We start from the raw sequence: 23,711 nt of genomic DNA, 5'->3' as shown, positions 1-23,711 counted from the left end.
CCACCTGAATCCAGAGGCTGGTGGCCGGAAATTCATATCCACAAATAGGACATTTTTTACTTTTTGCATCTATTTCCATGGCGCAGGAAGGACATTCTTTTTTTGGCATTTCTGTGTCTATTATTCAACTAAATTAGTAAATCCACAGCAATTTCAATTGAAAGACCTCGTCCCCATTATATAACTCTCCAACATACATACCTGAATCAACCCTGTTTCCACAATCCAAAGAACCATCCCAAATCAAAAATTCCGTTTCAGGAGACAATTCAAACTTTTTCAACTCTCTGCCTTCAAGATCATAAATGTAAAATAGAGCCGAGCCTGAAGAAATACTTTCCCTTTTGAAATAGATGGACACCGACTTAGATGCCGGATTCGGCAAGAATGAGAATGGAGTTACATCAATGTCATCAACACCGGTAACTTCCTCCGCAATATAACTCTGGAAATTCCAATTTTCATTCACCTCCTTATAAGTCATGGAACTTGGTGTAAAAGTATACCCTGATAACATTGGAGTAATAGTGCCGGACCAACCTTTGGGAACAGAAAACTCGTAATACCCATTCTGATCAGTAATAACATCTTCATTAATAAGTCCATCTAAAACAACTCCCTCAACACCTACCTCATTAGAGGCAAAGCTTATAGTACCAGAAATCATATATTCACCCACATACGTTCCGATAAAATCTTTAAGAGTAGAATCTGCCTGTATATTTTCAAAAACAATCTGCTCTGGACTGAAAGTATAATCAGCTAACATAGGCGTCAGGGTGCCTGACCAACCTGGTATCACTTCTACAGAATACTTGCCATCAGCGTCGGTAAATACATCTTCAGTAAAACCTTGAATTTCTACTGCTGACAATGGTATATTATTCTCATCTATTGCTAAACCAGAAATAATAAACCCAGTTTCTATAACCGCAAAAGTGATACTAAATGATGCATAACTGCTCTGGTTAGTAGATTCAAACACATAAAAATCAACTTTCTGAGTGTAACTACTATCTGGAAACTCTGGCTGAGCCCTTAAGTAAGTGCTACCTGCCCGCTCTATAAATTCTATATTGAAACTACTAACACTTCCTAATTCAAACTTTAGATCAGTAACATTCAGATAGTCATCTTTCACATAGTCTGATAGATCCAAATCGGCAAACCTTGGAGCCCCTTTAACCATCCTTTGTTCAGAGATTGTTTTTACCACCGGAGGCATATTAGGACCTGCTGAATCATAGATTAATGTTACTGGAGCTGTACTTTTTGCCCCATCCTTGTCTTTCACCACCATATTGATAGTTCTATTCAAGGTGGTATCTTCGCAGGCAAAAACTAGTACATTCAATTGTTTATTAGAGCCAAACTGACTTATATCTATATAGAAGTTATCATTATTAGCAAACTCAGCACTATCTGAAGGATCTAATGAAAAATATAAGTTATCTATAATATCAAAATCGTCCGCGACAAATGGGCTTAGAAAAGTGGTAGAGCTGTATACATATGTCATAGAGCAAGGCCCCTCAGATCCGTTATCAAAAGATCCATCAAACTTTAGATAGATTGGTGATATTTCTTTAATGATTGGGGCGCTGTTTTCAGAATCAGCCACTTTAATAATTACATCTTCTTGCGTGTATGCACCCTCCTCATCAGTAACCGTAAAAGTGACTGTATCTACTCCCACCCAATTGGGATCATTGAGTATAATTTTTCTTTTTCTAATTACAGGGTCTTCGGAAGTTACTTCAAACTCCAAATAGGGAGAGTCTGATATACTAACAATCAAATCTTCAAGAAAAGTAAAATCATCGCTTACGGAAAAAGTAAATTCTGGTACAGAGTCGTTTCTGAATACAATTAAATTATCTACCTGAATTTTGGGAGCTTCATTATCTCCTACAACGCGAATTCGCTCACTTTCTAACTGTAAACCTGAAAGACTAGGGTGTGTAATTACTGCATAATAAATGCCTTTATCCTGCAATGGATTAAAGCTATCTATCAGTAAGGGAAGAACACTCCCCACAAAAGTAGGAGCTCCGTTATAGATCAACCTTGGAGTTTTATACCACTTTACATCTGCACCACCCAATGGAGTATAGCCACTAATTGAAAGAGTCAGCTCTGAGCCTGCATCAGGTATAACTTTCTCTTTTTCCCCAACCAAATTTTGTGGATTGAACTTAAAGTTGGTGTTACTGTTTTTTAATCTTTGATAAATTGGGTTGATATCCTTGAGAGTAAATGAGTTATTGTTTATAAAAAAGAGGGTGGGCATGGGCTTATCGGCTGAGGTGGAAATAACCCCTGAAAGCATATTAAAGGATAGATCAACTCTTAAATCTGATCTTGTAAACAATTCTGAAGGAATGCCCCCAGTCATCTTATTTCTACTACCGTTGATTTCCTTTAAATTAGGCAGCCCTGCAATGCTTAATGGAAAGGACTCAATTTCATTAGATTGAAAACGAATAACTTCTAATGAGTTGAGCGAGCTGAGTGAGGCCGGCAGATTTTTGAGTTTATTATATGAAATATCAAAAAACCTAAGTGAAGTCAAACCATCCACCCCTGAAGGGAGCTCTTCTAAGGCCCCCTCGTTTAACCTTAAAACTTCAAGCTTTGATAGCTGACTGATGCTTTCTGGGAAAACCCGCAGATTGTAATTGTAGGATAGCACTAATTCGATCAAATTCGGCACCTGGCTTATACTCTCCGGCAATCTTGTTAACTTGCATAATTGAAGTCCCAAATATTCTAAAGATTCAATTGTAGGAATATTGTAGTCACCTGTTAAAGGGTTTCTGTTCATATTAAGAATTTTCAATTTAGGAAGCGCTGATAAATCTGGGATATCTGAAAATTGATTGGAATTAAGAAATAATTCTTCCAATTCTTTAAGTGCGGATATTTCAACTGGCAGCTCTTCCAATTCATTAAATCCAAAACTTAAACTTCTAAGCTGAGTTAAAACTGATATCTGAGGAGTTATATATCTCAATCCAATTTCTCCTATGTCCAAACTCTGCAAATGATCTAATTCTTTTAATCCTATTATTAAATCTGTTAAACTGTCCGTTTTGAATGCGGAATTATTGCCATTAAGGCTAAATGAGGTGGCATAACCACCATCCTGAATGGAGGACCATGTGACTGCGGCCCATGATCTGGCTGGAGAATTAATGTCATAAAACGTAGGCCAACCTATCTGTGTTAATGCTTCTTGAAAATTGGCCAACACAGTTGAATCTTTAGGGTCTACTGGGATATATCCTTCTGATGACAGTAAATGAGATGCATCAGTAGCTTTAACTGGCTGCATCATGCCTAAGCCAAGCACAACAAGGGCTATAAAAATTCTCTTGATCATAAAAAATGATTGTAAAAAGGATAAATCAAACCCGAATTACTCGAGTTGGGTTCAATCTCGGCCAAAATAAATAAAAACGAAGTCTTTGCTTATCCTTAAACATTAAGCTTAAGGCTAGAGAAAAAAGGAACCTATCATGAGCAATGTAACACTTTTTAGTTAAATAATACAAAAATAGATTATGATTTATTTAATGCTCTGATAAGGGAGAAGCAGACAGATAAAAGATGTAAAGGTTTCAATAGCTGGACACATCTGGTTTTATCCTATTCTATCATTTTGTGAAAAACACATCAATTCAGGATATATCCCATGGATTACGGTCAGCCACGAAAAACCTTAATCGCCTGATTATCAGACAGGACCTTCTAAATCAAGTATCAGCTATCAGACCCCATTCAGAGATACTGATTTATTCGGGCATCTACACTACAGCTCGCTAAAAACTTTAGGACAGCAAGCTGACCAACACAGGACAAAGCTGAAGATAAAAGTTCCCGTTTACTTTATATGCTTTGGTGATCAGTCTTTGCTTATCTGCATTTAATTGCACTATTTTCCGTAGTAGTAAAGGAGCTGTGAAGATAATTCAAACCTCAGATTTCATTTAGGACAGGCATAAACTAATACCACTCCCTATTATTAAAAAACAATCATTTCCTTACCACCTCATCAATTAACCTTTTAATTAAACCTTCTTAGCCTCTATTTCATTATATTTATTCACAAACGAAAAAATAGTATTTCACAAACAGATCTACTCTGAATAAATTATTTTAACTATGAAAATTCCTGAAGGTTACAATACGGTAATGCCTTACCTCATAGTGAAAGATGCAGCAGCTTTTAAGGCATTTATGATAGAAGTTTTTAACGCAAAAGAAAAGGTAGAAATAATGCGAGAGAGTAGCGACGTAATTATGCATGCCGAAATAACCATTGGAGACAGTACTATCATGTATGCTAACAGCACAGAAAATTTCAAAACTGAAAATGCTGGTATGTTTATTTGGGTTAAAGATGCCGACATTACTTTTAAAAAAGCTATGAATCTGGGAGCCAGCTCCGTTATGCCACTGTCGAATCAAAAGTATGGCCGTACTTGTGGCATTCAAGATCCTTTTGGAAATACATGGTGGGTCACCTCTCCTATCCGATAATAAAATATTAAGAAAAGCTATTACCCGAAATTTTCTTAAAAAGCCTTTTAATTCTTTTCTTTGAAAAGAAATTTACGCCTCCATGAAAAAAATATTACGCTTCGTATTGCAATGGGGCGCTGTAATGTTAATTATAGCTACTACCCTAGGCTTTTTAGGACGCTTCCATTGGTTTTTCGAACTCTTCACAAGCTTTAAGTTACAATACACATTCAGTCTTTTGATTGCAATAATAGGATTGACATTAATCAAAAAGCGGATATTAGCACTTATATGTATGGTGTTTTTTATCCCCAATCTACTAGCCATCCTGCCTTCCTACTCTGCTTCATCTTACGACAACATTAACCTCGGAAACCTTAGAGTAACCAGCATTAATCTACTTTCGAGCAATCATAACTACACCCAAGTAGAGAGCTACATTAACAAGGTAAAGCCTGATATACTGGTAATGGAAGAGTTTCAGGAACATTGGCAACAAGGCTTAAAAAACACCTTAAAAGATTATAGTTTTCAGTACGCTGTTCCGCGCATAGACAACTTTGGTATTGCCATATTTTCAAAGACTAAGCTAAACTCTACCAAGACCTTAACCCTGAATCAAGCAGGAATTCCCTCCCTGCTCTGCTCTTTTTTAATCAACAATGAAGAAGTTTACCTCTTGGCCACTCACCCTCCACCACCCATCTCATCCTCCAAATATACTATAAGAAGTAAGCAGCTAAATGAAATAGGCGCTCTAGGCGCCAAACTTAAAAATCTAATCGTCATTGGCGATTTAAATCTAACTCCTTACTGCTATCATTTTGATAATTTATTGGAGCAAGGACATCTAAAAGATACACGTGCTGGCTTCGGCATACAACCCACTTGGCCCACATGGGGCTGGCCATTTAGCATTCCTTTAGATCATTGCCTTACTTCAGATGATATAATTACTATCAACAGAAGTGTTGGGCCTGATGTAGGCTCAGACCATTACCCTATTACTATAGATTTATTAATTTCCTCGCTTTGAAAGAAAAAACACATTTACAAAATCTACTAATGCTCAATGTAACCATGATCATCATGAGCACATCCGGTGCATTAGGCAGGTATATAGATATGACTCCAGCTGCTACCATTTGGTGGCGATGTATACTAGGAGCCGCTTTTCTTTATACTTTTTGTAAATGGAAAAAGGTAAATATTAAAATCAACTGGGCTCATGACGGCTGGTCATTAATTATTGCCAGTCTGCTTATGGGAGCACACTGGCTCACCTATTTCTATGCCTTAAAGCTTTCTAACGTAGCTATTGGCATGTTATCACTTTTTACTTATCCGGTAATCACGGCGTTTTTAGAACCCATCATATTAAAAACAAAATTTGAACTTACTCACATTTTATTAGCCCTACTGGTATTAATAGGAATATACTTTTTAGCGCCAGAATTTAATCTTGAAAACGACACAACACTTGGTATAATATTCGGAGTAGCCTCTTCCATATTTTACACCTTAAGAAACCTGCTTTTAAAGAAAAAAGTAGAACGCTATGCAGGCACTACCCTTATGCTATATCAGATTATCATAATAGCGTGTGTACTGTGGCCCGTTTTCTTTTTTTACGACATCACCACCATACAAACAGAATGGAAAGCTACAGTAGCTTTAGCTCTGATTACCACCGCCATAGGTCATACACTTTTTGTTTCTAGCTTAAAGAAATTTTCAGTTACTACAGTAAGCATTATTAGTGGAACCCAGCCCATTTATGGAATACTATTAGGCTTTCTTTTTCTTAATGAAGTCCCACAAAGCACCACCATAATCGGAGGAGCTTTAATCCTTACTACCGTGATTATAGAAAGTACTAGAACCAAGAAAACCAGCTAAATAAAAGGCTATTCAAACCACTTTTGAAGACGGAAATCAGTTAAAATCAGCTCCACCCAAGCTTCATACTGCTTTCCAGAAGGGTGTAAGCCGTCGCCTGCCACCATATGAGGATCATCTGTGCGGGAAATAGGAGTTATGTCATAATACCTAACTCCTAACTCATCCGTTATTTTTTCATTCACAGCATTATAATCATCAATAGCCTTTGATATCTCTTCCTTTTTATTGGCCCCAAACGGTGTATACCCATAATCAGGAATAGATAAAACGATCACATGATCTATACGTCCACCTGCAAACCCTATAGCCTGCTGCAATAAAGTTCTGAACTCAGCCTGATAGGTAGATACACTTTGCCCTCTATATTGATTATTGACACCTATTAATAAAGAAACCAGGTCATAATCTTTATTTAGGTTATGAGCGGCTATTCCCTCTTGCAATTCTTGAGTGGTCCAGCCAGTACGAGCCACAACATTAGGCTGCTCGAAGGAATGATGAAAACCTTTTGCATTTATCGCATTTACCAACTGCACCGGCCATCTTTGAGCTTCTGATACACTCTCACCAATAGTATAAGAGTCTCCCAAAGCCAAAAAGGTAAGGGATTGATTTAAAGTATCTCCTGCTGGATTTGATGCTGTAAAAGTCATGTCATTATCACTAGTGCAAGCAATAAAAGTTAGAAGGATTATACCTAAAAACATAGTAGTACGCATTTACTTTTTGTAATACCTACGTACTAACTCACTTTTTAGCTTTTACTTCTTCCACTTAATATTACACCCTTGGCTAGGCCACTGCTCTTCAGAAACAGGATTTCCCTTGATAATATCATCTAAGGTATTTCTCAAATCTTTACCCGTAAGCTCCTTTTCATTTCCAGGCCTGCTATCATCCAGCTGCCCTCTATATACCAGCTCCAAAGAACCGTCAAAAACATAAAAATCAGGAGTACAAGCAGCATCATAGGCCTTTGCTACAGCCTGTGTTTCATCATACAAATAAGGAAAAGGGTACCCCCACTGCCTTGCGAGTGTCTTCATTAACTCAGGAGAATCTTCCGGATAGTTCTCTACATCATTAGAGCTGATGGCCACAAATGAAATGCCTTCTGGAATATAATCTTCAGCAATCTTCACCAACTCAGATTGTATATGCTTAACGTAAGGGCAGTGATTGCAAATGAACATAACCACAGTAGCCACTTCAGATTTCACATCATCTAAAGTAATCATACGTTCTGAAACCACATCTATTAGATTGAAATTAGGAGCAGACGTTCCTAAAGGAAGCATATTTGATGGTGTAAGTGACATTAATTTTATTTTTAAGTGTTATTTTAAACGGCATTATAAAAAAAAGCTATCATTCCTTTCCTTCCAAGCTTTGATATCTACACAAGAATAAGGAAAATTGTTTACACCTAAAGAATACTAACCTACAACCTTTACCTTATTTGGCTTTAGCTTTACACCAAAAGTCTATTTGAATCGGTTTATAGACCTCCATTAGATATTATTGAACAGACCACTTATGAGAATAGGACTAATTTCTGACACCCATACCCATCTTGATCCTAAGGTTTTTGAGCATTTTGCAGAATGCGATGAAATATGGCATGCAGGAGACATTGGCAGCGGCGTGTTAGAACCACTTCAGGAATTTAAACCTGTAAGAGCCGTGTATGGAAACATTGACGACAAAATCATTAGAGCTTCCTGTCCGGAACACCAAAGATTTGAATGTGAAGGGCTTAACATTTGGATGACTCACATAGGAGGTTATCCGCCCAGATATAATCCTACCATGCGACCACTACTACAACAAGATCCACCTGATATGTTTATATGCGGACATTCACACATATTAAAGGTAATGCGAGACCCTAAGCTAAACAACTTAATCTTTATCAACCCCGGAGCAGCCGGAATACATGGCTTCCATCAAGTAAAAACCATTATGAGGTTTGATATTGAAGAGAAAGCCGTAAAGAATATGCAGGTAATAGAGCTTGGCAAAAAAGGGAAGATCCAACAATCTTAAACACAAAAAAAGCCATCTCTAGTATGAGATGGCCTCTTTTTGATATTTTAAATAAAGATTAGTCTTCTTTTTCAGCTTTAGCTTCTTTCTTAGCCTTAGCAGTTTTAGAACCTTTAGCAAACTCTTCTTTTATCTGCTCTACATCTACACTCTTGATTACAGGCTTTGTGTTAAGTCTTTGAATAGTCTCTTGTCTAACTTTAGACTTTACTTTATTTCTTTTTGCTTTTCTTTTAAGTCTGGTAACTGCCATTTCCGAATATATTTTTGTCAAAAGAGGTTGCAAAGTTAGAAGAATAGATTAGAATATAAAACATACTTGATAAAATAATTTCAAATTACCTCCAATTCAAATACTACGCCTCAATTAAATGCTTTTTCGTAGTTTTGCCCTCATGAGTCAAAAGCCTACTATACCCAAAGGAACAAGAGATTTTGGACCACAGCAGATGGCCAAAAGAAATTTTATATTCAAAGCTATAAAAACTGTATTTGAAAAGTATGGTTTTATGCCTTTAGAAACTCCTACTATGGAAAATCTTTCTGTACTCACAGGCAAGTACGGAGATGAAGGAGATCAGCTATTATTTAAAGTACTTAACTCAGGAGACTACCTTTCTAAAGCCTCTGAAGAAGAAATTTCAGGAGGCAGTAAATCACTACTTCCAAAGATTTCAGAAAAAGGCCTTAGATATGACCTTACCGTACCCTTTGCGCGCTACGTGGTTATGAATCAGCATGATTTGGCTTTACCTTTCAAAAGATATCAAATACAGCCTGTTTGGAGAGCAGACAAACCTCAAAGAGGTCGATATAGAGAATTCTATCAGTGCGATGCTGATGTGGTAGGAACAGAATCACTGATCTGTGAGTCAGAGATTATTTTAATGATCAATGAGGTTTTTGCTCAGCTGGGCATTACCGATTATAATATAAAAATAAACCACCGACAGATATTAAAAGGTATCACCGAAGCCATCGGGGCGGAAGGAAAAGAAAGTGAATTCTGTGTGGCCATCGATAAACTAGACAAAATCGGCCTGGAAAAGGTACTAAAAGAAATGGAAGATAGAGGCATCTCCGCTGAGGCTGCTCAAAAATCCGTACCTATTCTGGAGCTTTCTGGCAGTATTGAAGAGAAAATAGCCAAATTAAAAGATATATTTAAAGACTCTGAAAGCGGTAAAAAAGGCCTTAATGATCTTGAGGAAATATTAGAAACTTTAAAATCATTTGAGTTAGATAATAACCACATTGATTTCGATGTTTCTCTAGCCAGAGGGCTGAGCTACTACACCGGATCTATTTTTGAGGTGAAGGTTAACAATGTAAGCATCGGCAGTGTAAGCGGAGGTGGTCGTTATGATGATCTTACCGGAGTATTTGGTTTAAAGGGGCTTTCAGGCGTAGGCTTCTCTTTTGGCGTAGATCGTATTTATGATGTATTGGAAGAACTTAACCTTTTCCCTACTGATGCCACTACTTCTACAGAAGCTTTAATCGTTCACTTCGATGAAGAGACTAAAAAGTATGGTTTATCTGTACTTAATCAATTGAGGAAAGCGGGTATTAAATCAGAGATATACCCAGATAAAGCTAAGCCTAAAAAGCAATTTACCTATGCTGATAAAAAAAATATAGCTTACACTATAGTAATAGGTTCAGATGAAATGGCTTCAGGCAATCTTACCCTGAAGAGCATGGCTAGCGGCCAGCAAGATCAACTTGCTTTAGATGCTATTATAGATAAAATCACTGGGCATAATGAATAACAAAGTCCATTATATTTCAGATGAACCCCTTTCGCTGGAGAGTATTCAGGAGATTATCTCAGAAGGATACTCTTTAGCCCTTTCACCTGAAGCAGAGCAGAAAATCACAAAATGCAGAAACTACCTGGATGAAAAGATAAAATCGTCATCTGATCCGGTTTATGGTATTAACACTGGCTTTGGCTCTTTATACAATAAGCATATCCCCAAAGAAGAGCTAAGCCGACTGCAGGAAAATCTTGTGAAATCTCATGCTTGCGGCACAGGGGCAGAAGTAAATCCTGAAATAGTAAAGCTCATGTTGCTACTCAAGGTGCAGTCATTGGCATATGGGCATTCTGGGGTTCAACTGATCACAGTGAAGCGTTTAATAGACTTCTTTAATCATGATATATGCCCGGTAGTTTATGAAATGGGCTCTTTAGGGGCTAGTGGTGACTTGGCACCTCTGGCACACCTCTCCCTACCTCTTATCGGCTTAGGAGAGGTTATATACAAAGGAGAAAGACTTTCAGGAGCGGCTATTAACCAGAAACTAGGCTTCTCCCCCATTACATTTAAAGCCAAAGAAGGCTTGGCTCTACTCAATGGCACTCAGCTAATGAGTGCTTTTGGCATTTGGTGTCTCATGCATTCTGAAAGACTCTTTGAACTAGCCAATATCATAGGAGCTATCTCATTAGATGCGTTCGATGGCCGAATAGAGCCTTTCAGCGCTAAAGTGCATCAGATAAGACCTCAAAAAGGACAAATTTTAGTTGCCCAAATATTCAGAGAATTATTGGAAGGCAGCGAAATAATACTTCAGGCCAAAAAACATGTGCAAGATCCCTATTCTTTTAGATGTATACCACAAGTACATGGCGCCAGTGCTGACGCCATATTTTATGTAAAAGACATATTCCTAACAGAAATCAATGGCGTTACTGATAATCCTAACGTATTTCCTGATTCTGATGAAATCATCTCTGCAGGTAATTTTCATGGTCAGCCATTAGCCTTGCCGCTAGACTTCCTGAGCATGGCCTTGTCAGAACTGGGCAGCATTTCAGAAAGGCGCACTTTCCAACTCATTTCAGGTTCAAGAGATCTACCTAATTATCTGGTAGCGAACCCTGGTATTAATTCCGGTTTAATGATACCTCAGTATACTGCTGCCTCTATAGTGAGTCAAAATAAGCAATATTGCACCCCTTCTTCTACTGACTCCATCGTGTCATCTAACGGCCAGGAAGACCATGTAAGCATGGGGGCCAACGCTGCAACGAAAACATTTAAGGTGGTAAACAACTTATATCGTATATTGGCCATTGAATTAATAACAGCAGCACAGGCTATGGAATTTAGAAGACCGTTAAAAACATCCGATTATCTGGAAGACCTTCTGAACAATTTCAGACAGAAAGTTCCGTTTATTGAAGATGACCGCGTTCTTTATGAAGACATGGCCAAAGCTGAAGAATTTTTAAAAGAAGTAATTGTATAAATTTGAATCGATCCTTTCACTATATTTTACTCTTATTTTTTATAACTTTAGTAAATATAGAAAGCCATGCGCAGTATAAATCTGTTTTTGGCAAGTTTGAAGTTAATGAGATAAAAGGATGTTCTCCATTCACAGTTAGTGTTAGGTTCTTAGAGTCTTGCGCAAGCTGTAATGATGCCATTTTTTATGAATACACTTATGGAGACGTTAATGGAACAAACCTTACTTCCCACACCTATACCCAACCAGGAGTTTATTCATTAAAGATATTTTTCACCTCAGGACAAGATTCTGTAGCCATCGAAGTTTCAGATCCCACCCCTCCCACTTTCGATATTTTCAAATGCAACAATAACACTATTCAGGTAAGTGTAACTGACACCAGGTTTGATAATTACATTATCAACTATGGCGATGGTAGCCCTGAAGTCACAGTAGATGCATCATCGCCCAGGGCCACGCACTCTTATGCGAACAGCAGCGTAAGAACAGTAAGTGTTAGAGGTATTAATGACGATGGTTTTGATAATTGTACTTCTGGCACTCAAGTAATCACCCCAGTAACCACCTTACCGGCTGGTGCTATAACAAGCTTAGAAGTAATAGATGAAACCCATGTAGAGTTCAATTATAACCTGCCTGAAAATGTGTTATATCAACTATACATAAAACCAAACAATCAAGGTACCTGGCAAAAATATGGTAAAAGATTTTTCAATATTGACAATCAAACCGCCACCACGGGCCTTCGACTGAAAGATAATGTATATTGCTTTATGCTCAGGGCATACAACCCATGCGACATGATTTATACAACTGCATCTAATGAAATATGCACTTCTATTTTGAGCCTTTCTACAGAAAGCGATGTCAACAAGCTCAGCTGGACGGCCAAATCACCAGAGGTAAATTTCACCCTAGAGAGAAGTGATAAACTCAGCCAACCTATAGATGCAAATGACCGATCTTACTCAGACACTAACATTAGCTGTGGCACTGAATATTGCTATCAGCTAGTGGCTCATTACAACGGAGGCCATACCAGCAGATCGGCCAGTGTATGTGGTACCGCTTTTAGCAACACCCCTCCCGAAATCCCCTCTAATATCGCCACTATTGTTGAAGGTCAAAGCATCATGCTCAAATGGTCAGGCACAGCAGGAACGAACCAATATACTATATTAAGAGGCGAAAATAATGCTTATGAACCAATAGGCAGCAGTACTACACCCTCTTACGCAGACCAAAACCTTAATACCGAAGAAGGTAATTATTGCTACCGCTTAGGCATTACGGATAACTGTGGCAATAGCAGCCCTAACAATACCAACGGCGTCTGCTCCATCTTTATTTCAGGGTATTTTGATAGAGAAAACACCGCCCACCTTAGCTGGAATGAGTATAATGGCTATGCAAATGGTGTTTCCTCTTACCTTATTGAAAAAACCTATTTGGATGGTAGCAGCACTACTACAGACGTTGGAATGGCTACTACTTATGATAATGTAGAAACTGATGACTCTGAACAGGTAGTTATTTATCGCGTCATTGCCAGACCCAATGACAGCTTTGAAAACAGCATTTCAAACCCCGTCACCCTTATTAAACCCAACAACATTTACTTCCCTAATGCCTTCACGCCAGATCAAAATGGCAATAATGATACTTTCAGGATTCATGGGAAATATATCACCAGCTTTTCTCTTATGATATACAACCGCTGGGGGGAGCTCATTTTCGCTACGGATAACATGGAAGAATCTTGGGATGGCACCTATAATGGCAAAATACTACCTTTGGGTACCTACGCCTTAGTTGCAGAAATGACCGACATGGCCGGACGAAACATCAAAAAAACAGGCACTATCATGCTGCTAAGAAGGTAATTTTCACCAAAAATGCATTAATGCTTGGTTATTCTTCATAACCAGTACATTTTTGCAACTTTAATTTTCAAATTCCGATTCTTAAAATAAACGAATTAACAGACCTAAAATATATATACTATGTTTGACATGATGAAGATGATGGGCAAAATGAAGGAAGTGCAAGCTAAGATCAAAGAAGCCCAAGAAAATTTAGTTCATTTACGAGCTGTAGGAGAATCTGGCGCTGGCATGGTAAAAGCTACTGTTAACGGCAAAAAAGAAGTGATAGCACTGGAAATAGATAATGACCTGGTTAAACCTGAAGATAAGGAAGTGCTGCAAGACCTAATAGTAGCTGCTGTAAACAAGGCCATACAAGAAATGGATGTAACTGCTAAAGAAGAACTTAAAAAAAGTACTGAAGGTATGCTTCCTAACATCCCTGGCCTCGATCTGAGCGGATTAATGTAAATGAGAGAAACCGCCATTGTTATTTTAAATTATAACGGAGAGCACTATCTCCGTAAGTTTTTACCCTCCGTTATTCAATACAGCCCAGGCTGTGAAATAGTAGTGGCGGACAACTGTTCCAATGATGAGTCAGTTGCCTATCTAAAAAAGCATCATCCCGAAGTAACAGTAATATTACTATCCTGTAACCATGGCTACAGTGCCGGTTATAATGAAGCCCTGGCGCAAGTAGATGCAGAATATTATGTACTTCTTAACTCTGATGTAGAAGTAACACCCAACTGGGTACCTCCAGTCATTGATCTACTTAAGGCCAACGACAATATGGTAGCTGCTCAGCCCAAGATATTAATGTATGATAAAAAGACCCACTTCGAATATGCCGGAGCAGGTGGTGGATTTATCGACAGTCTTGGCTATCCATTTTGCAGAGGCAGGCTCTTTTTGGATGTAGAAGAGGATAAAGGCCAGTATGACAATGACCTGAACATATTCTGGGCGACCGGCGCATGCCTGTTCATCAAATCAAAAGCCTTTCATGAACTTGGCGGCTTCGACCCTGACTTCTTCGCCCATATGGAAGAAATTGACTTATGCTGGCGACTAAACAATGCCGGTTATCAGATAGCCTATACTGGCAAGAGCACTGTTTATCATGTAGGTGGTGGCACCTTACCTAAATCTAACCCAAGAAAAACCTATCTTAACTTTCGCAATGGACTTACCTTGCTCTATAAAAACTACTCTCCAATTGATTTATGGACGAAATTTCCGATAAGGTTAATGTTAGATTGGATTGCCTGCTTTAAGTTTATGCTTTTCGATTCTTTTAACGATGGCATGGCGGTAATGAAAGCGCATTTTCATTTCGCCAAACATTATCGTACAAATTTCAAGAAGCGCAGAGAGGTGCTAAAGATAAAGACACAACGAAACATCCCTACTATGTTTAGAGGGTCAGTGGTATTTGAATACTATATTAAAAGGAAAGATACCTTTAATAAGCTAGACTTCTAATAAGCCTTATTCTAATAATACCAAACAGAATTTCTCTTACGTCTCAGGTGTTTACGCATGTTCATACCAAAGGCCAAGACCAAGTATACAATCAGGGGTGATCCAAAGGTTAGGAACGATGCATAAATAAAGTATAATCGTATGCTAGAGCTAGCAATCCCTAATTTTTCACCCAGCTTAGAACATACACCAAAAGCGTATTTTTCAAAGAAAAGTTGGATTTTTTTCATCGCAAGTAAATTTAAAGCAGAAAAAAACAACTAAGTAATAAACAATCTTACCAGTTAAACCTTTATATCATGTGGCTCAACGATAAATATGTGCCTTCACAAATATAATAAGCATATATTCAAAAGTCACTTAGTTATTTCTTATTTTTTTTAATTATTATTGCATAATTCACTATACACAATAATTTTGAATACATATTCAACCAGACATTTAAAACAAAAACCAATGAGAAAATTATTCTACGCTATAGCTTTATTTGGAGTACTTTCCCTGACCGGTTGTACCCTTAATAAAATGGTAAAAATGGCGGAGGACCAGAATTTAACTGTTACTCCAAATCCGTTGGAGGTTCACGCAGACACTGTTGCTTTTGAGATGTCAGCCAACCTTCCGGTTAAGATGCTGAAAAAAGGTAAGGTTTACTCAGTAAATACATTCTACAAGTACGGAGAAAACGAAGTTGCATTAGAGCCTATCGAATTTAAAGCTGAAGATTTCCCTAACGCAGATGAGCAGCAGCCTAAGCAAACTAAAGAGTACGCTTTTGCTTATTCTCCAGCCATGAAAAATGGTATGTTAGAAGTACAAGGTGTTGCTTCTGACCCTAAGAACGGAAAATCTAAAGAAACTGACAGAATGCCTGTTGCTCCTGGTGTAATCACTACTTCTAAATTAGTAGAAGAAGTTTACGCTCCAGCTTATGCTGACCATGGATACAACAATCAGGAAGAACTTATCCCTACAAGAGTTAACTTCTACTTCGTACAAGGAAGCTCTGTATTAAGATATTCTGAAAGAACTAGTAAAAGAGGTAAGAAATTAGATGCTTTCATCGCTGATAAAAACGTAACTAGAACAGTGACTATCACAGGTACTCACTCTCCTGAAGGTGCTGAAAGAATCAACACAAGATTAGCTAAAGACAGAGCTGAGTCTATCCAATCTTTCTATAAAAGAGAAATGAAGAAATATGACTATGCTGGAATGGCTGACTCTATCAACTTCATCACTAAAGATGTTGTAGAAGATTGGGCTATATTCAAAGATTCATTAGCTACTTATGAAGGTATTTCTTCTGAAGAAAAATCTGCTTACCTGGATATAGTGAATGGTCCTGGTTCTTATGAAGATAAAGAAGATAAATTACACAAGCTGCCTACTTATAACAAAGTATTCAGAGATTTATATCCTAAGTTAAGGGTTGCTAAAACTGAAATCCTTACAGTAAAAGAAAAGAAATCTGATGCTGAGATTTCTGTACTTTCTAAAGGTATTGCTGATGGTTCTGTTTCTGCTGACACTTTATCAGAAGAAGAACTTCTTTACGGAGCTACATTAACTCCTTCATTACAAGAAAAAGAAGCTATCTACAAAGCTGCTACTAAGAAAACTGATAGCTGGGTAGCTCATAACAACCTTGCTGCTGTATATGTGGCTATGGCTATTGAAGGTAACGCTGACAAGTATGGTGATATGGCTATGACTCAACTAGAAATTGCTTCTAACAAGCAAGAAAGCGCTGAGATCTATGCTAACATGGCTTCTGTAGAATTAATGAGAGGTAACCCTTACAAAGCTTATGAGCACATCAAAAAGGCTGACTCTATGAACCCTAGCAGCGAAATGGCTCCTGGTTTCAACGGAGTAAAAGGATCTGTTGAGATCATGCTAGCTAAGTATGGTGACGCAGTACAATCTACAGCTAACGCTGAAGATAACGCTGTAAACTCTTTCAACAGAGGTTTAGCTCAAGTTCTTAACAAAGATTACCAAAGTGCTTTAACTTCTTTCAAAGAAGCTACTGAGAAAGATTCTGATATGGGTATTGCTTACTACGGAGCAGCTATTGCTAACGCTCACCTAGGTAACGAAGATGCTGTATATGAGAATTTAGACAAAGCAGTAAGTGCTGATCCTGATCTTAAAGGAAAAGCTCTTGAAGACTTAGAATTCGCTTCTTTCGTTTCTAACGAGCAATTCAGAAATATCCTGAAATAAGAACTGAATAAATAATATCAAAAAAGCCCCGAAGAAATTCTCTTCGGGGCTTTTTTTGTACCCATTGTTTTTGTGATTAGCCCCCTGAATGCTATTTTTACAATCCAAATTTAAAAAGGATACAATGAGAGAAATACAATTTAGGGAAGCCTTAAGAGAAGCAATGAGCGAGGAGATGCGTAGGGATGAGAAAGTCTACCTCATGGGAGAAGAAGTTGCTGAATATAATGGAGCTTACAAAGTAAGTCAGGGTATGCTCGATGAGTTCGGCCCCGATCGTGTAATCGACACTCCTATTGCTGAGCTTGGCTTTGCAGGAGTAGGTGTAGGATCCGCTATGAACGGATTGAGACCTATCATAGAATTTATGACCTTTAATTTCTCTCTTGTTGCTATAGACCAGGTGATCAACGGAGCAGCTAAAATGATGTCTATGTCTGGTGGACAGTTTAACGTTCCTTGTGTATTCCGTGGCCCTACAGGAAATGCCGGTATGCTTAGCTCTCAGCACTCTCAAAACTTTGAAAACTGGTTTGCTAACACACCAGGTTTAAAGGTAGTAGTACCTTCAAACCCCTATGACGCTAAAGGCCTCTTAAAATCATCTATAAGAGACAATGATCCTGTAATTTTCATGGAGTCAGAGCTTATGTATGGCGATAAGGGTGAGGTTCCTGAAAACGAATATCTAATCCCTATCGGTTCTGCTAAAGTAACAAGAGAAGGATCTGACGTGACTATTGTTAGTTTTGGTAAAATTATGAAAGTAGTAGATGAAGCTGCTGAACAACTAGCTAAAGATGGTATTTCTGTTGAAGTTATTGATCTTCGAACAGTAAGGCCTATCGATTATGCTACAGTAGTAGAGTCTGTAAAGAAAACGAATAGATTAGTGATTGTTGAAGAAGCATGGCCTATTGCTGCTATGAGTTCTGAAATCACTTACCACGTTCAGAAACATGCATTTGATTATTTAGATGCTCCTATTCATAGAATTAACAGTATGGATGTTCCTTTGCCTTATGCTCCTACATTGATAGAGGCTATCTTACCTAACGTAAAGAGAACCGTAGATGCAGTAAAAGCTGTTACTTATAAATAAGAATTAATAGAGCTATTAAATAACAAAAAAGGTGATGGATATTAATCCATCACCTTTTTTGTTATTTTGTATTTTAAAAGACTTATGGATTAAGCCAGTTTTGCCTTTTAGATAATGTTTTCTTTTTAGCCTCTTCTGCCAATTTTATACTATATGAAGCATCTCCTTCTAAAGTTAATTGAGTAGTAAAACTCTCTCCGAAATGACTATACTTTACCTCCACCGTATCTCCCGGCTTATGAGCAGCTAGCCATTGGCTCATTTCCTCCCCGCTAGCGAAGGCTTTTCCCTCAATTGAAGTAATGACATCTCCAACATCAATACCTGCCTTATACAGCGCTGTTTTGCGTGATGGCGGAGAAGAAACCATCATCCCTCCTTCGTAGTTTAAACTCACAGCTCCTAATGATGCCTGACCATTGCTCGCCTGCTCTAAGCTATACCCTACCTTACTGAGAAGCATCTTATAATCCGGCACTTTAGTACCATATATGTAGTCTGCAAAAAACTGATCTGCAAATCTTTCATCTTCTGTTATTTTCGCCAGCGTCTGTTTAATATCGTCATTAGTATAAGGAATCCCCTTTTTACCAAACTGAACCCACATAGCCCTCATTAAGTCATCCAGCGATAAACCATTAAATCGGGTTCTTATTTCTAGGTCCAGCGCTAGCCCTATAGCTGCTCCATATGTATAATAAGAAGTGAAAGTATTAACAAAATTAGTAGGATCTACAGCAGTAGCTGCATCTACAAAAGGAGCCTGTTTACTCATTTCTACAGGAGAAGAAACTCCCATGCCACCAGAATTAATTACATAATTCAATAAACGACCCATTCTTTCGCCATAAGTAACCTCATCATGAATACCTGCCCTAACCAGAGAAAGCTCAGTATAATAAGACGTAAAACCTTCAGCAAACCAGAGTTCTCCACTCATGTTAGTGTTTTCAAAATCAAATGGCTCCAAAGATTTAGGTCTGATCCGCTCTACATTCCAACAATGGAAAAACTCATGAGCCACTGTTCTTATCAGCTGATTCTCATTACCTGCCAAAGGGGATGATGAAGTAACCATAGTAGAGTTACGATGCTCCATTCCATCTCCATGAAATTCGGGTCCGTAACCACACAAGAAAATATAATTTCCATAGTCATAGTCAGGCACCTCCCCATACACTTTTTGTTCTTCCTTTACCACTTTTTCAACCATTGTCGTATAGTTCTTCGCCACTGTTTCATCTACTCCCCTATTAAGAGCTACATGAATATCTTGTTCACTTCCATCATTATCAGTAATTACGAAGCTATTTAATATAAGATCTCCCATTATGGTAGGGCTATCCATAAAATACTGTAAATCTTCGGCTACAAAGCGTTCTTTAGAGTCTGTGGGTTTCAATTGAGTAGCGATATCCCAATCGGCAATAGGTAAATTATATTTCACGCTAATGGGCCTGTTATCAAGGCCTCTTGCCCACATAAATACTGCTGGCATATTAAAGTGAACAAAAAGAGGATCTATACCGGCATAAGTACCATCAGGGTGGTTAGCGAATAGCTTATAACTCACCTTTACCCGGCCATCATGGTTCTTTACTTCCCATACTTCCGGCTCCACTCTGGTTACGGTCAGCTGATTCCCTTTTCCATTATAGGCATTAACGTCATATACATTTTTTCCAAACTGATGGAAAGCATATCTGCCGGGTGAGGACAGACTCATGCGGACATAGAGAGGCTCACCAACCTTCAATTTTTCATAATTAACAGAAATTTCTGCTTCATGATGTTTTATATTAGGGAAGCTAACTTCATACCTAATAGTGTCACTCACCTGAGCATTAGCCCCAAGCACAGACACAAAGACTATAAATAAGGAGTGTATCAAATAATTTTTCATGCTTTAAATTATGATTCACTCCTCATTAATCAAACCTATAGATAGGGAATTACTTAAATGGTAAAATTTAAGGTTTTATAAACAAATCATATAAGCTACTAAGGCTTCCTTCTCTTCCTTTTTAAGCTTTAGTTCTAGTACAATATTGAAAAACTCTACTGCATCCGCCAAGGTAGGACACCTGCCATCATGCAAGTAGGGAGGTGAATCCTTGATACCTCGCAGGGGGTATGTCTTAATAGGGCCCTCTGGCCTCCCTTTGTAAAATCTTTCCACCTGTAGATCATGCATATAATCATCTACAAAAGCGGGGCCCGAGTGGCAGTTACCGCATTGAGCTTTACCAAAGAAGAGTTTTTCTCCATACAATTCCTGCTCTGTAGCCTTATCTTTATAGAGCTTACCCATAGGACCTAACTTAGGTGCTGGAGGAAAATCTATGATAGAATTGAAATCTCCCATTCTATTAGTCACCTCTCTCTTTTGCGACCTTTGGCCAATGGCCTGCTGCATACCCGGGTCTCCATCAAAATACTCCTCCACTTCCGCAAAGTGATCCATACTCCTTATTGACCTCTTTGATGAAAGCTGCATAAGGTTATAATTACCCCTCATGGGAGGTGTATCTGCTCTTAAACGAGCAAGATTAGGCCTGGCATCAGGAGCTAGCTCAAAGGCTCCGTTAGTATGCCCATTAGTATGGCAGCTGAAGCATGCTACACCGGCACTAGGCTCTATTGTGACCCTGTGAGTAGTTTGATTAAACCAGGTGGAAGGAGTAGGCTTAAGAAGCTCCTTTAGCCCTTCCATCTGCTCCGCAGTAAGCAAACCATCAAACATCTCAAAATAGTTACTCAAAGTAATTTCCTTCCCTTTAGTAACATCTCCCAACTCTTTATGAGTAGTTAAAAATAACGGAGGAGGAAACTCAGGTAAATATTCATCAGGAAAATCATGGTCCACATCAATTCTATGATGCTCTGGATGAGCCTTATTATATTTTTCAGGAAAAACCATATGAGCTGTAGTCTGCAAAGGGTGGGCTAAAGGTTTATAAGGAAATATGTCTTTAGCTTTAATCTCATCAGGTGAAAGCGTAGATAAAAATTCATACGATTTTACCCCTTCAGGCAAACGCGCTACGGGGCCTGCCATTATAGGCTTTCTGTTTCCAGACATATACTCTCCGGTTATGGTTTTGCCTGAGAAGTCAAACCTCATTTGCATGTAATCACGTACATCACCCATGAGTTCGGGTTTTTGCTTTTTATTAAAAGCTACCCATTCATTCCAGGACATTGGCAGCTCTGGCGTCTCATAAGAGCTTTTCCCTCGACCTGCATAATTCCAAATATCAAAAGGCGTACGCTCTCCTTTCTTTAGCGTAGGGTAGTTTTTTAAGCTATCGATATAGCCACTTCCCAGTTCATAATCATAATCTTCATAATTAGCAATCTCTCCTGGCGGACTTTGCAGTAAGTGTAGATTACGATTTATAACCTGAAAGCCAAATACAACAATAAACATCAAAGAACTTACTCCTAGGAGCAGTAGTTTTCTATTAAACATGGTTATTAAGGTTGATTAGTATTTTACGTTATTATTCATGATACAATCAAATGCAAATAGACCAAATCATGATAACAAACAATTTAATGGCGTATAATTTACAATAATTAAAACGATTTACAATACTAAAATCAACCTACTTACCTCATCATCTTTAATCGGAACTGCTTTTTACAGTATAATTGAGTTACTGAAAAGGATTGAAACTTTAAAAGACATAAAAAAAGCCATCTCATGTATGAAATGGCTTTTTTTATGATTTATTTGATATCTTATTTGAAAGGATTCAAAGCGGCAAGTCCTCTTTGTCCACCTCCCATTTTGTTCATGGTCTTCATGAGTTTCTTCATGTCAGCAAACTGCTTCATCAAGTTATTCACTTCCTGCACAGAAGTACCACTTCCTTTAGCAATTCTTTTTCTACGGCTTCCATCAAGTATCTCAGGTCTTTCTCTTTCATCATTAGTCATTGATCTAATAATGGCTTCGATGGGTTTGAAAGAATCATCATCAACATCTATATTTTTAAGGGCTTTACCCATACCTGGTATCATACCTAACAGATCTTTAATGTTACCCATTTTTTTGATCTGCTCTAGCTGGGTTAAAAAGTCATTAAAATCGAACTGATTTTTTCTGATCTTTTTATTTAATCTTCTGGCCTCCTCTTCATCAAATGTTTGTTGAGCTTTTTCTACCAAAGACACTACGTCACCCATACCCAGGATTCTATTGGCCATCCTATCAGGGTGGAACTTGTCAATAGCATCCATTTTCTCACCAGTACTGATGAATTTGATAGGCTTATCTACTACTCTCCTAATAGATATAGCAGCACCACCCCGGGTATCACCATCTAATTTGGTAAGGACTACACCATCAAAGTTCAGTCTGTCGTTAAAGGCTTTGGCTGTATTCACTGCATCCTGACCTGTCATGGAATCAACCACAAAAAGAGTCTCTGAAGGATTAAGAGCCTCTTTTAGTTTTGAGATCTCATCCATCATCTCCTCATCTACAGCCAAACGACCGGCTGTATCCACAATGACTACTTTCTTACCATTATCTTTCGCATGCTTGATAGCGTTACTGGCAATTTTTACAGCGTCTTTGTTTTCTGGTTCAGCATAAACATCTACACTTATTTGCTCTCCTAACACTTTCAACTGATCAATAGCTGCAGGACGGTAGATATCACAAGCGGTTAATAACACTTGCTTACCCTGACCTTTTAGATAGCTAGCAAGCTTACCTGAAAATGTTGTTTTACCAGAACCTTGTAAACCAGCGATAAGAATGATAGCAGGATCACCTGTAATACTTATATCTTCATGGCTTCCTCCCATAAGCTCAGTAAGCTCATCGTTGGTCACCTTTGTTAATAACTGTCCTGGAGATACTGATGTAAGCACATCTTTACCTAGTGCCTTTTCTCTAATTTCATCAGTAACTTCCTTAGCTACTTTGTAGTTAACATCGGCATCTATTAGGGCTCTTCGTATTTCCTTTACTGTAGTAGCTACGTTTACTTCCGTAATACTACCTTGCCCTTTTAGGTTCTGTAATGCCTTATCTAACTTATAACTTAAATTATCAAACATATTTAAATCGGATTATGGGATGCAAAACTAAGAATTTCAAAGGTTAAATTGAAGACTGAACACATCTTTTAGCATTTATCTAAAATCTAATTCTGAATTAATCACTTGTACCTTATACTTCCGTATAGTTTTGCTAGGAATAAAAGTACTTTTTTATGTATAGATGATGCTCTATTCGTAACAATGAATTCTGAAGTTTGGTTAACTAAATTAACCATTTA

20 protein-coding genes are annotated in these 23,711 nt (G+C 38.1%); 12 read left to right on the top strand and 8 right to left on the bottom strand.

From position 1 onward, the window contains the following. Window positions 1–133: 133 nt before the first annotated feature. Complete coding sequence (locus tag JL102_RS15230) at window positions 134–3,382, bottom strand: leucine-rich repeat domain-containing protein (RefSeq protein WP_202245289.1); 3,249 nt, start codon at window positions 3,380–3,382, stop codon at window positions 134–136. 174 nt (window positions 3,383–3,556) lie between these two features. Between JL102_RS15230 and JL102_RS24135 the strand changes: the two genes are divergently transcribed. From JL102_RS24135 to JL102_RS15215, 4 genes are all read left to right on the top strand, one after another. Further along, a complete protein-coding gene (locus JL102_RS24135; protein WP_394369245.1) occupies window positions 3,557–3,667 on the top strand; it encodes a hypothetical protein in 111 nt (36 codons plus the stop codon). A 497-nt stretch (window positions 3,668–4,164) separates the two neighbouring features. Further along, the gene (locus JL102_RS15225; protein WP_202245288.1) at window positions 4,165–4,542 is read left to right on the top strand and encodes a VOC family protein; all 378 of its coding nucleotides are present in this window, start codon (window positions 4,165–4,167) and stop codon (window positions 4,540–4,542) included. Window positions 4,543–4,624: 82 nt separating this feature from the next. Next, window positions 4,625–5,560 carry an endonuclease/exonuclease/phosphatase family protein gene (locus JL102_RS15220; protein ID WP_202245287.1) on the top strand — a complete coding sequence of 312 codons (936 nt, stop codon included), beginning with the start codon at window positions 4,625–4,627 and terminating at the stop codon, window positions 5,558–5,560. Continuing rightward, window positions 5,557–6,423 (top strand): DMT family transporter, encoded by an 867-nt coding sequence (locus JL102_RS15215; protein ID WP_237390610.1) that lies wholly within the window; start codon window positions 5,557–5,559, stop codon window positions 6,421–6,423. Before JL102_RS15220 ends, JL102_RS15215 begins: the two co-directional genes overlap by 4 nt. 8 nt (window positions 6,424–6,431) lie before the next feature. Here JL102_RS15215 and JL102_RS15210 read toward each other — a convergent pair whose 3' ends face one another. Further along, on the bottom strand, window positions 6,432–7,133 hold the full coding sequence (locus JL102_RS15210) for an SGNH/GDSL hydrolase family protein (protein WP_202245286.1): 702 nt from the start codon (window positions 7,131–7,133) through the stop codon (window positions 6,432–6,434). Between the two features lie 54 nt (window positions 7,134–7,187). Then, on the bottom strand, window positions 7,188–7,745 hold the full coding sequence (locus tag JL102_RS15205) for a thioredoxin family protein (RefSeq protein WP_202245285.1): 558 nt from the start codon (window positions 7,743–7,745) through the stop codon (window positions 7,188–7,190). Window positions 7,746–7,962: 217 nt separating this feature from the next. Here JL102_RS15205 and JL102_RS15200 point away from each other — a divergent pair, with 217 nt between their 5' ends. Then, window positions 7,963–8,472, top strand: coding sequence for a metallophosphoesterase family protein (locus tag JL102_RS15200; RefSeq protein ID WP_202245284.1), 510 nt, complete (start codon window positions 7,963–7,965; stop codon window positions 8,470–8,472). A 58-nt stretch (window positions 8,473–8,530) separates the two neighbouring features. Here JL102_RS15200 and JL102_RS15195 read toward each other — a convergent pair whose 3' ends face one another. Then, complete coding sequence (locus JL102_RS15195; protein WP_202245283.1) at window positions 8,531–8,725, bottom strand: hypothetical protein; 195 nt, start codon at window positions 8,723–8,725, stop codon at window positions 8,531–8,533. A 142-nt stretch (window positions 8,726–8,867) separates the two neighbouring features. Between JL102_RS15195 and hisS the strand changes: the two genes are divergently transcribed. The 5 genes from hisS (at window position 8,868) to JL102_RS15170 (ending at window position 15,086) form a co-directional block, all read left to right on the top strand. After that, entirely contained in the window at window positions 8,868–10,244 is a 1,377-nt protein-coding gene (gene hisS / locus JL102_RS15190) for a histidine--tRNA ligase (protein WP_202245282.1), read from the top strand. Further along, window positions 10,237–11,730 (top strand): histidine ammonia-lyase, encoded by a 1,494-nt coding sequence (hutH, locus tag JL102_RS15185; RefSeq protein WP_202245281.1) that lies wholly within the window; start codon window positions 10,237–10,239, stop codon window positions 11,728–11,730. Before hisS ends, hutH begins: the two co-directional genes overlap by 8 nt. Window positions 11,731–11,732: 2 nt before the next feature. After that, window positions 11,733–13,616 (top strand): T9SS type B sorting domain-containing protein, encoded by a 1,884-nt coding sequence (locus tag JL102_RS15180; RefSeq protein WP_202245280.1) that lies wholly within the window; start codon window positions 11,733–11,735, stop codon window positions 13,614–13,616. Window positions 13,617–13,736: 120 nt separating this feature from the next. Continuing rightward, entirely contained in the window at window positions 13,737–14,069 is a 333-nt protein-coding gene (locus JL102_RS15175; protein WP_202245279.1) for a YbaB/EbfC family nucleoid-associated protein, read from the top strand. After that, on the top strand, window positions 14,070–15,086 hold the full coding sequence (locus JL102_RS15170) for a glycosyltransferase family 2 protein (protein WP_202245278.1): 1,017 nt from the start codon (window positions 14,070–14,072) through the stop codon (window positions 15,084–15,086). It abuts the gene before it with no gap. A gap of 11 nt (window positions 15,087–15,097) precedes the next feature. On the opposite strand, the gene JL102_RS15165 is transcribed toward JL102_RS15170, so the two are convergent. Next, the gene (locus tag JL102_RS15165) at window positions 15,098–15,316 is read right to left on the bottom strand and encodes a PspC domain-containing protein (RefSeq protein WP_202245277.1); all 219 of its coding nucleotides are present in this window, start codon (window positions 15,314–15,316) and stop codon (window positions 15,098–15,100) included. A gap of 226 nt (window positions 15,317–15,542) precedes the next feature. Here JL102_RS15165 and JL102_RS15160 point away from each other — a divergent pair, with 226 nt between their 5' ends. After that, window positions 15,543–17,315, top strand: coding sequence for a TPR end-of-group domain-containing protein (locus tag JL102_RS15160; RefSeq protein WP_202245276.1), 1,773 nt, complete (start codon window positions 15,543–15,545; stop codon window positions 17,313–17,315). 124 nt (window positions 17,316–17,439) lie between these two features. Next, a complete protein-coding gene (locus JL102_RS15155; RefSeq protein ID WP_202245275.1) occupies window positions 17,440–18,417 on the top strand; it encodes a pyruvate dehydrogenase complex E1 component subunit beta in 978 nt (325 codons plus the stop codon). Window positions 18,418–18,499: 82 nt separating this feature from the next. On the opposite strand, the gene JL102_RS15150 is transcribed toward JL102_RS15155, so the two are convergent. From JL102_RS15150 to ffh, 3 genes are all read right to left on the bottom strand, one after another. Next, complete coding sequence (locus tag JL102_RS15150; RefSeq protein WP_202245274.1) at window positions 18,500–20,320, bottom strand: M61 family metallopeptidase; 1,821 nt, start codon at window positions 20,318–20,320, stop codon at window positions 18,500–18,502. 75 nt (window positions 20,321–20,395) lie between these two features. Then, window positions 20,396–21,889, bottom strand: coding sequence for a cytochrome C (locus tag JL102_RS15145; protein WP_202245273.1), 1,494 nt, complete (start codon window positions 21,887–21,889; stop codon window positions 20,396–20,398). A 272-nt stretch (window positions 21,890–22,161) separates the two neighbouring features. Further along, window positions 22,162–23,490 carry a signal recognition particle protein gene (gene ffh, locus JL102_RS15140; RefSeq protein WP_202245272.1) on the bottom strand — a complete coding sequence of 443 codons (1,329 nt, stop codon included), beginning with the start codon at window positions 23,488–23,490 and terminating at the stop codon, window positions 22,162–22,164. Window positions 23,491–23,711 lie beyond the last annotated feature (221 nt).

Source organism: Fulvivirga sediminis, from assembly GCF_016757215.1.
Taxonomy (GTDB): Bacteria; Bacteroidota; Bacteroidia; order Cytophagales; family Cyclobacteriaceae; genus Fulvivirga; species Fulvivirga sediminis.
Note: the sequence above shows the minus strand (reverse complement) of the source record. Positions and strands in the feature narration are given on the sequence as shown.

Coding starts and splice junctions, on each gene's coding strand:
- JL102_RS15230 (WP_202245289.1), bottom strand. CDS start 3,382: ATGATCAAGAGAATTTTTATAGCCCTTGTTGTGCTTGGCTTAGGCATG.
- JL102_RS15225 (WP_202245288.1), top strand. CDS start 4,165: ATGAAAATTCCTGAAGGTTACAATACGGTAATGCCTTACCTCATAGTG.
- JL102_RS15220 (WP_202245287.1), top strand. CDS start 4,625: ATGAAAAAAATATTACGCTTCGTATTGCAATGGGGCGCTGTAATGTTA.
- JL102_RS15210 (WP_202245286.1), bottom strand. CDS start 7,133: ATGTTTTTAGGTATAATCCTTCTAACTTTTATTGCTTGCACTAGTGAT.
- JL102_RS15205 (WP_202245285.1), bottom strand. CDS start 7,745: ATGTCACTTACACCATCAAATATGCTTCCTTTAGGAACGTCTGCTCCT.
- JL102_RS15200 (WP_202245284.1), top strand. CDS start 7,963: ATGAGAATAGGACTAATTTCTGACACCCATACCCATCTTGATCCTAAG.
- JL102_RS15195 (WP_202245283.1), bottom strand. CDS start 8,725: ATGGCAGTTACCAGACTTAAAAGAAAAGCAAAAAGAAATAAAGTAAAG.
- hisS (WP_202245282.1), top strand. CDS start 8,868: ATGAGTCAAAAGCCTACTATACCCAAAGGAACAAGAGATTTTGGACCA.
- hutH (WP_202245281.1), top strand. CDS start 10,237: ATGAATAACAAAGTCCATTATATTTCAGATGAACCCCTTTCGCTGGAG.
- JL102_RS15175 (WP_202245279.1), top strand. CDS start 13,737: ATGTTTGACATGATGAAGATGATGGGCAAAATGAAGGAAGTGCAAGCT.
- JL102_RS15170 (WP_202245278.1), top strand. CDS start 14,070: ATGAGAGAAACCGCCATTGTTATTTTAAATTATAACGGAGAGCACTAT.
- JL102_RS15165 (WP_202245277.1), bottom strand. CDS start 15,316: ATGAAAAAAATCCAACTTTTCTTTGAAAAATACGCTTTTGGTGTATGT.
- JL102_RS15160 (WP_202245276.1), top strand. CDS start 15,543: ATGAGAAAATTATTCTACGCTATAGCTTTATTTGGAGTACTTTCCCTG.
- JL102_RS15155 (WP_202245275.1), top strand. CDS start 17,440: ATGAGAGAAATACAATTTAGGGAAGCCTTAAGAGAAGCAATGAGCGAG.
- JL102_RS15150 (WP_202245274.1), bottom strand. CDS start 20,320: ATGAAAAATTATTTGATACACTCCTTATTTATAGTCTTTGTGTCTGTG.
- JL102_RS15145 (WP_202245273.1), bottom strand. CDS start 21,889: ATGTTTAATAGAAAACTACTGCTCCTAGGAGTAAGTTCTTTGATGTTT.
- ffh (WP_202245272.1), bottom strand. CDS start 23,490: ATGTTTGATAATTTAAGTTATAAGTTAGATAAGGCATTACAGAACCTA.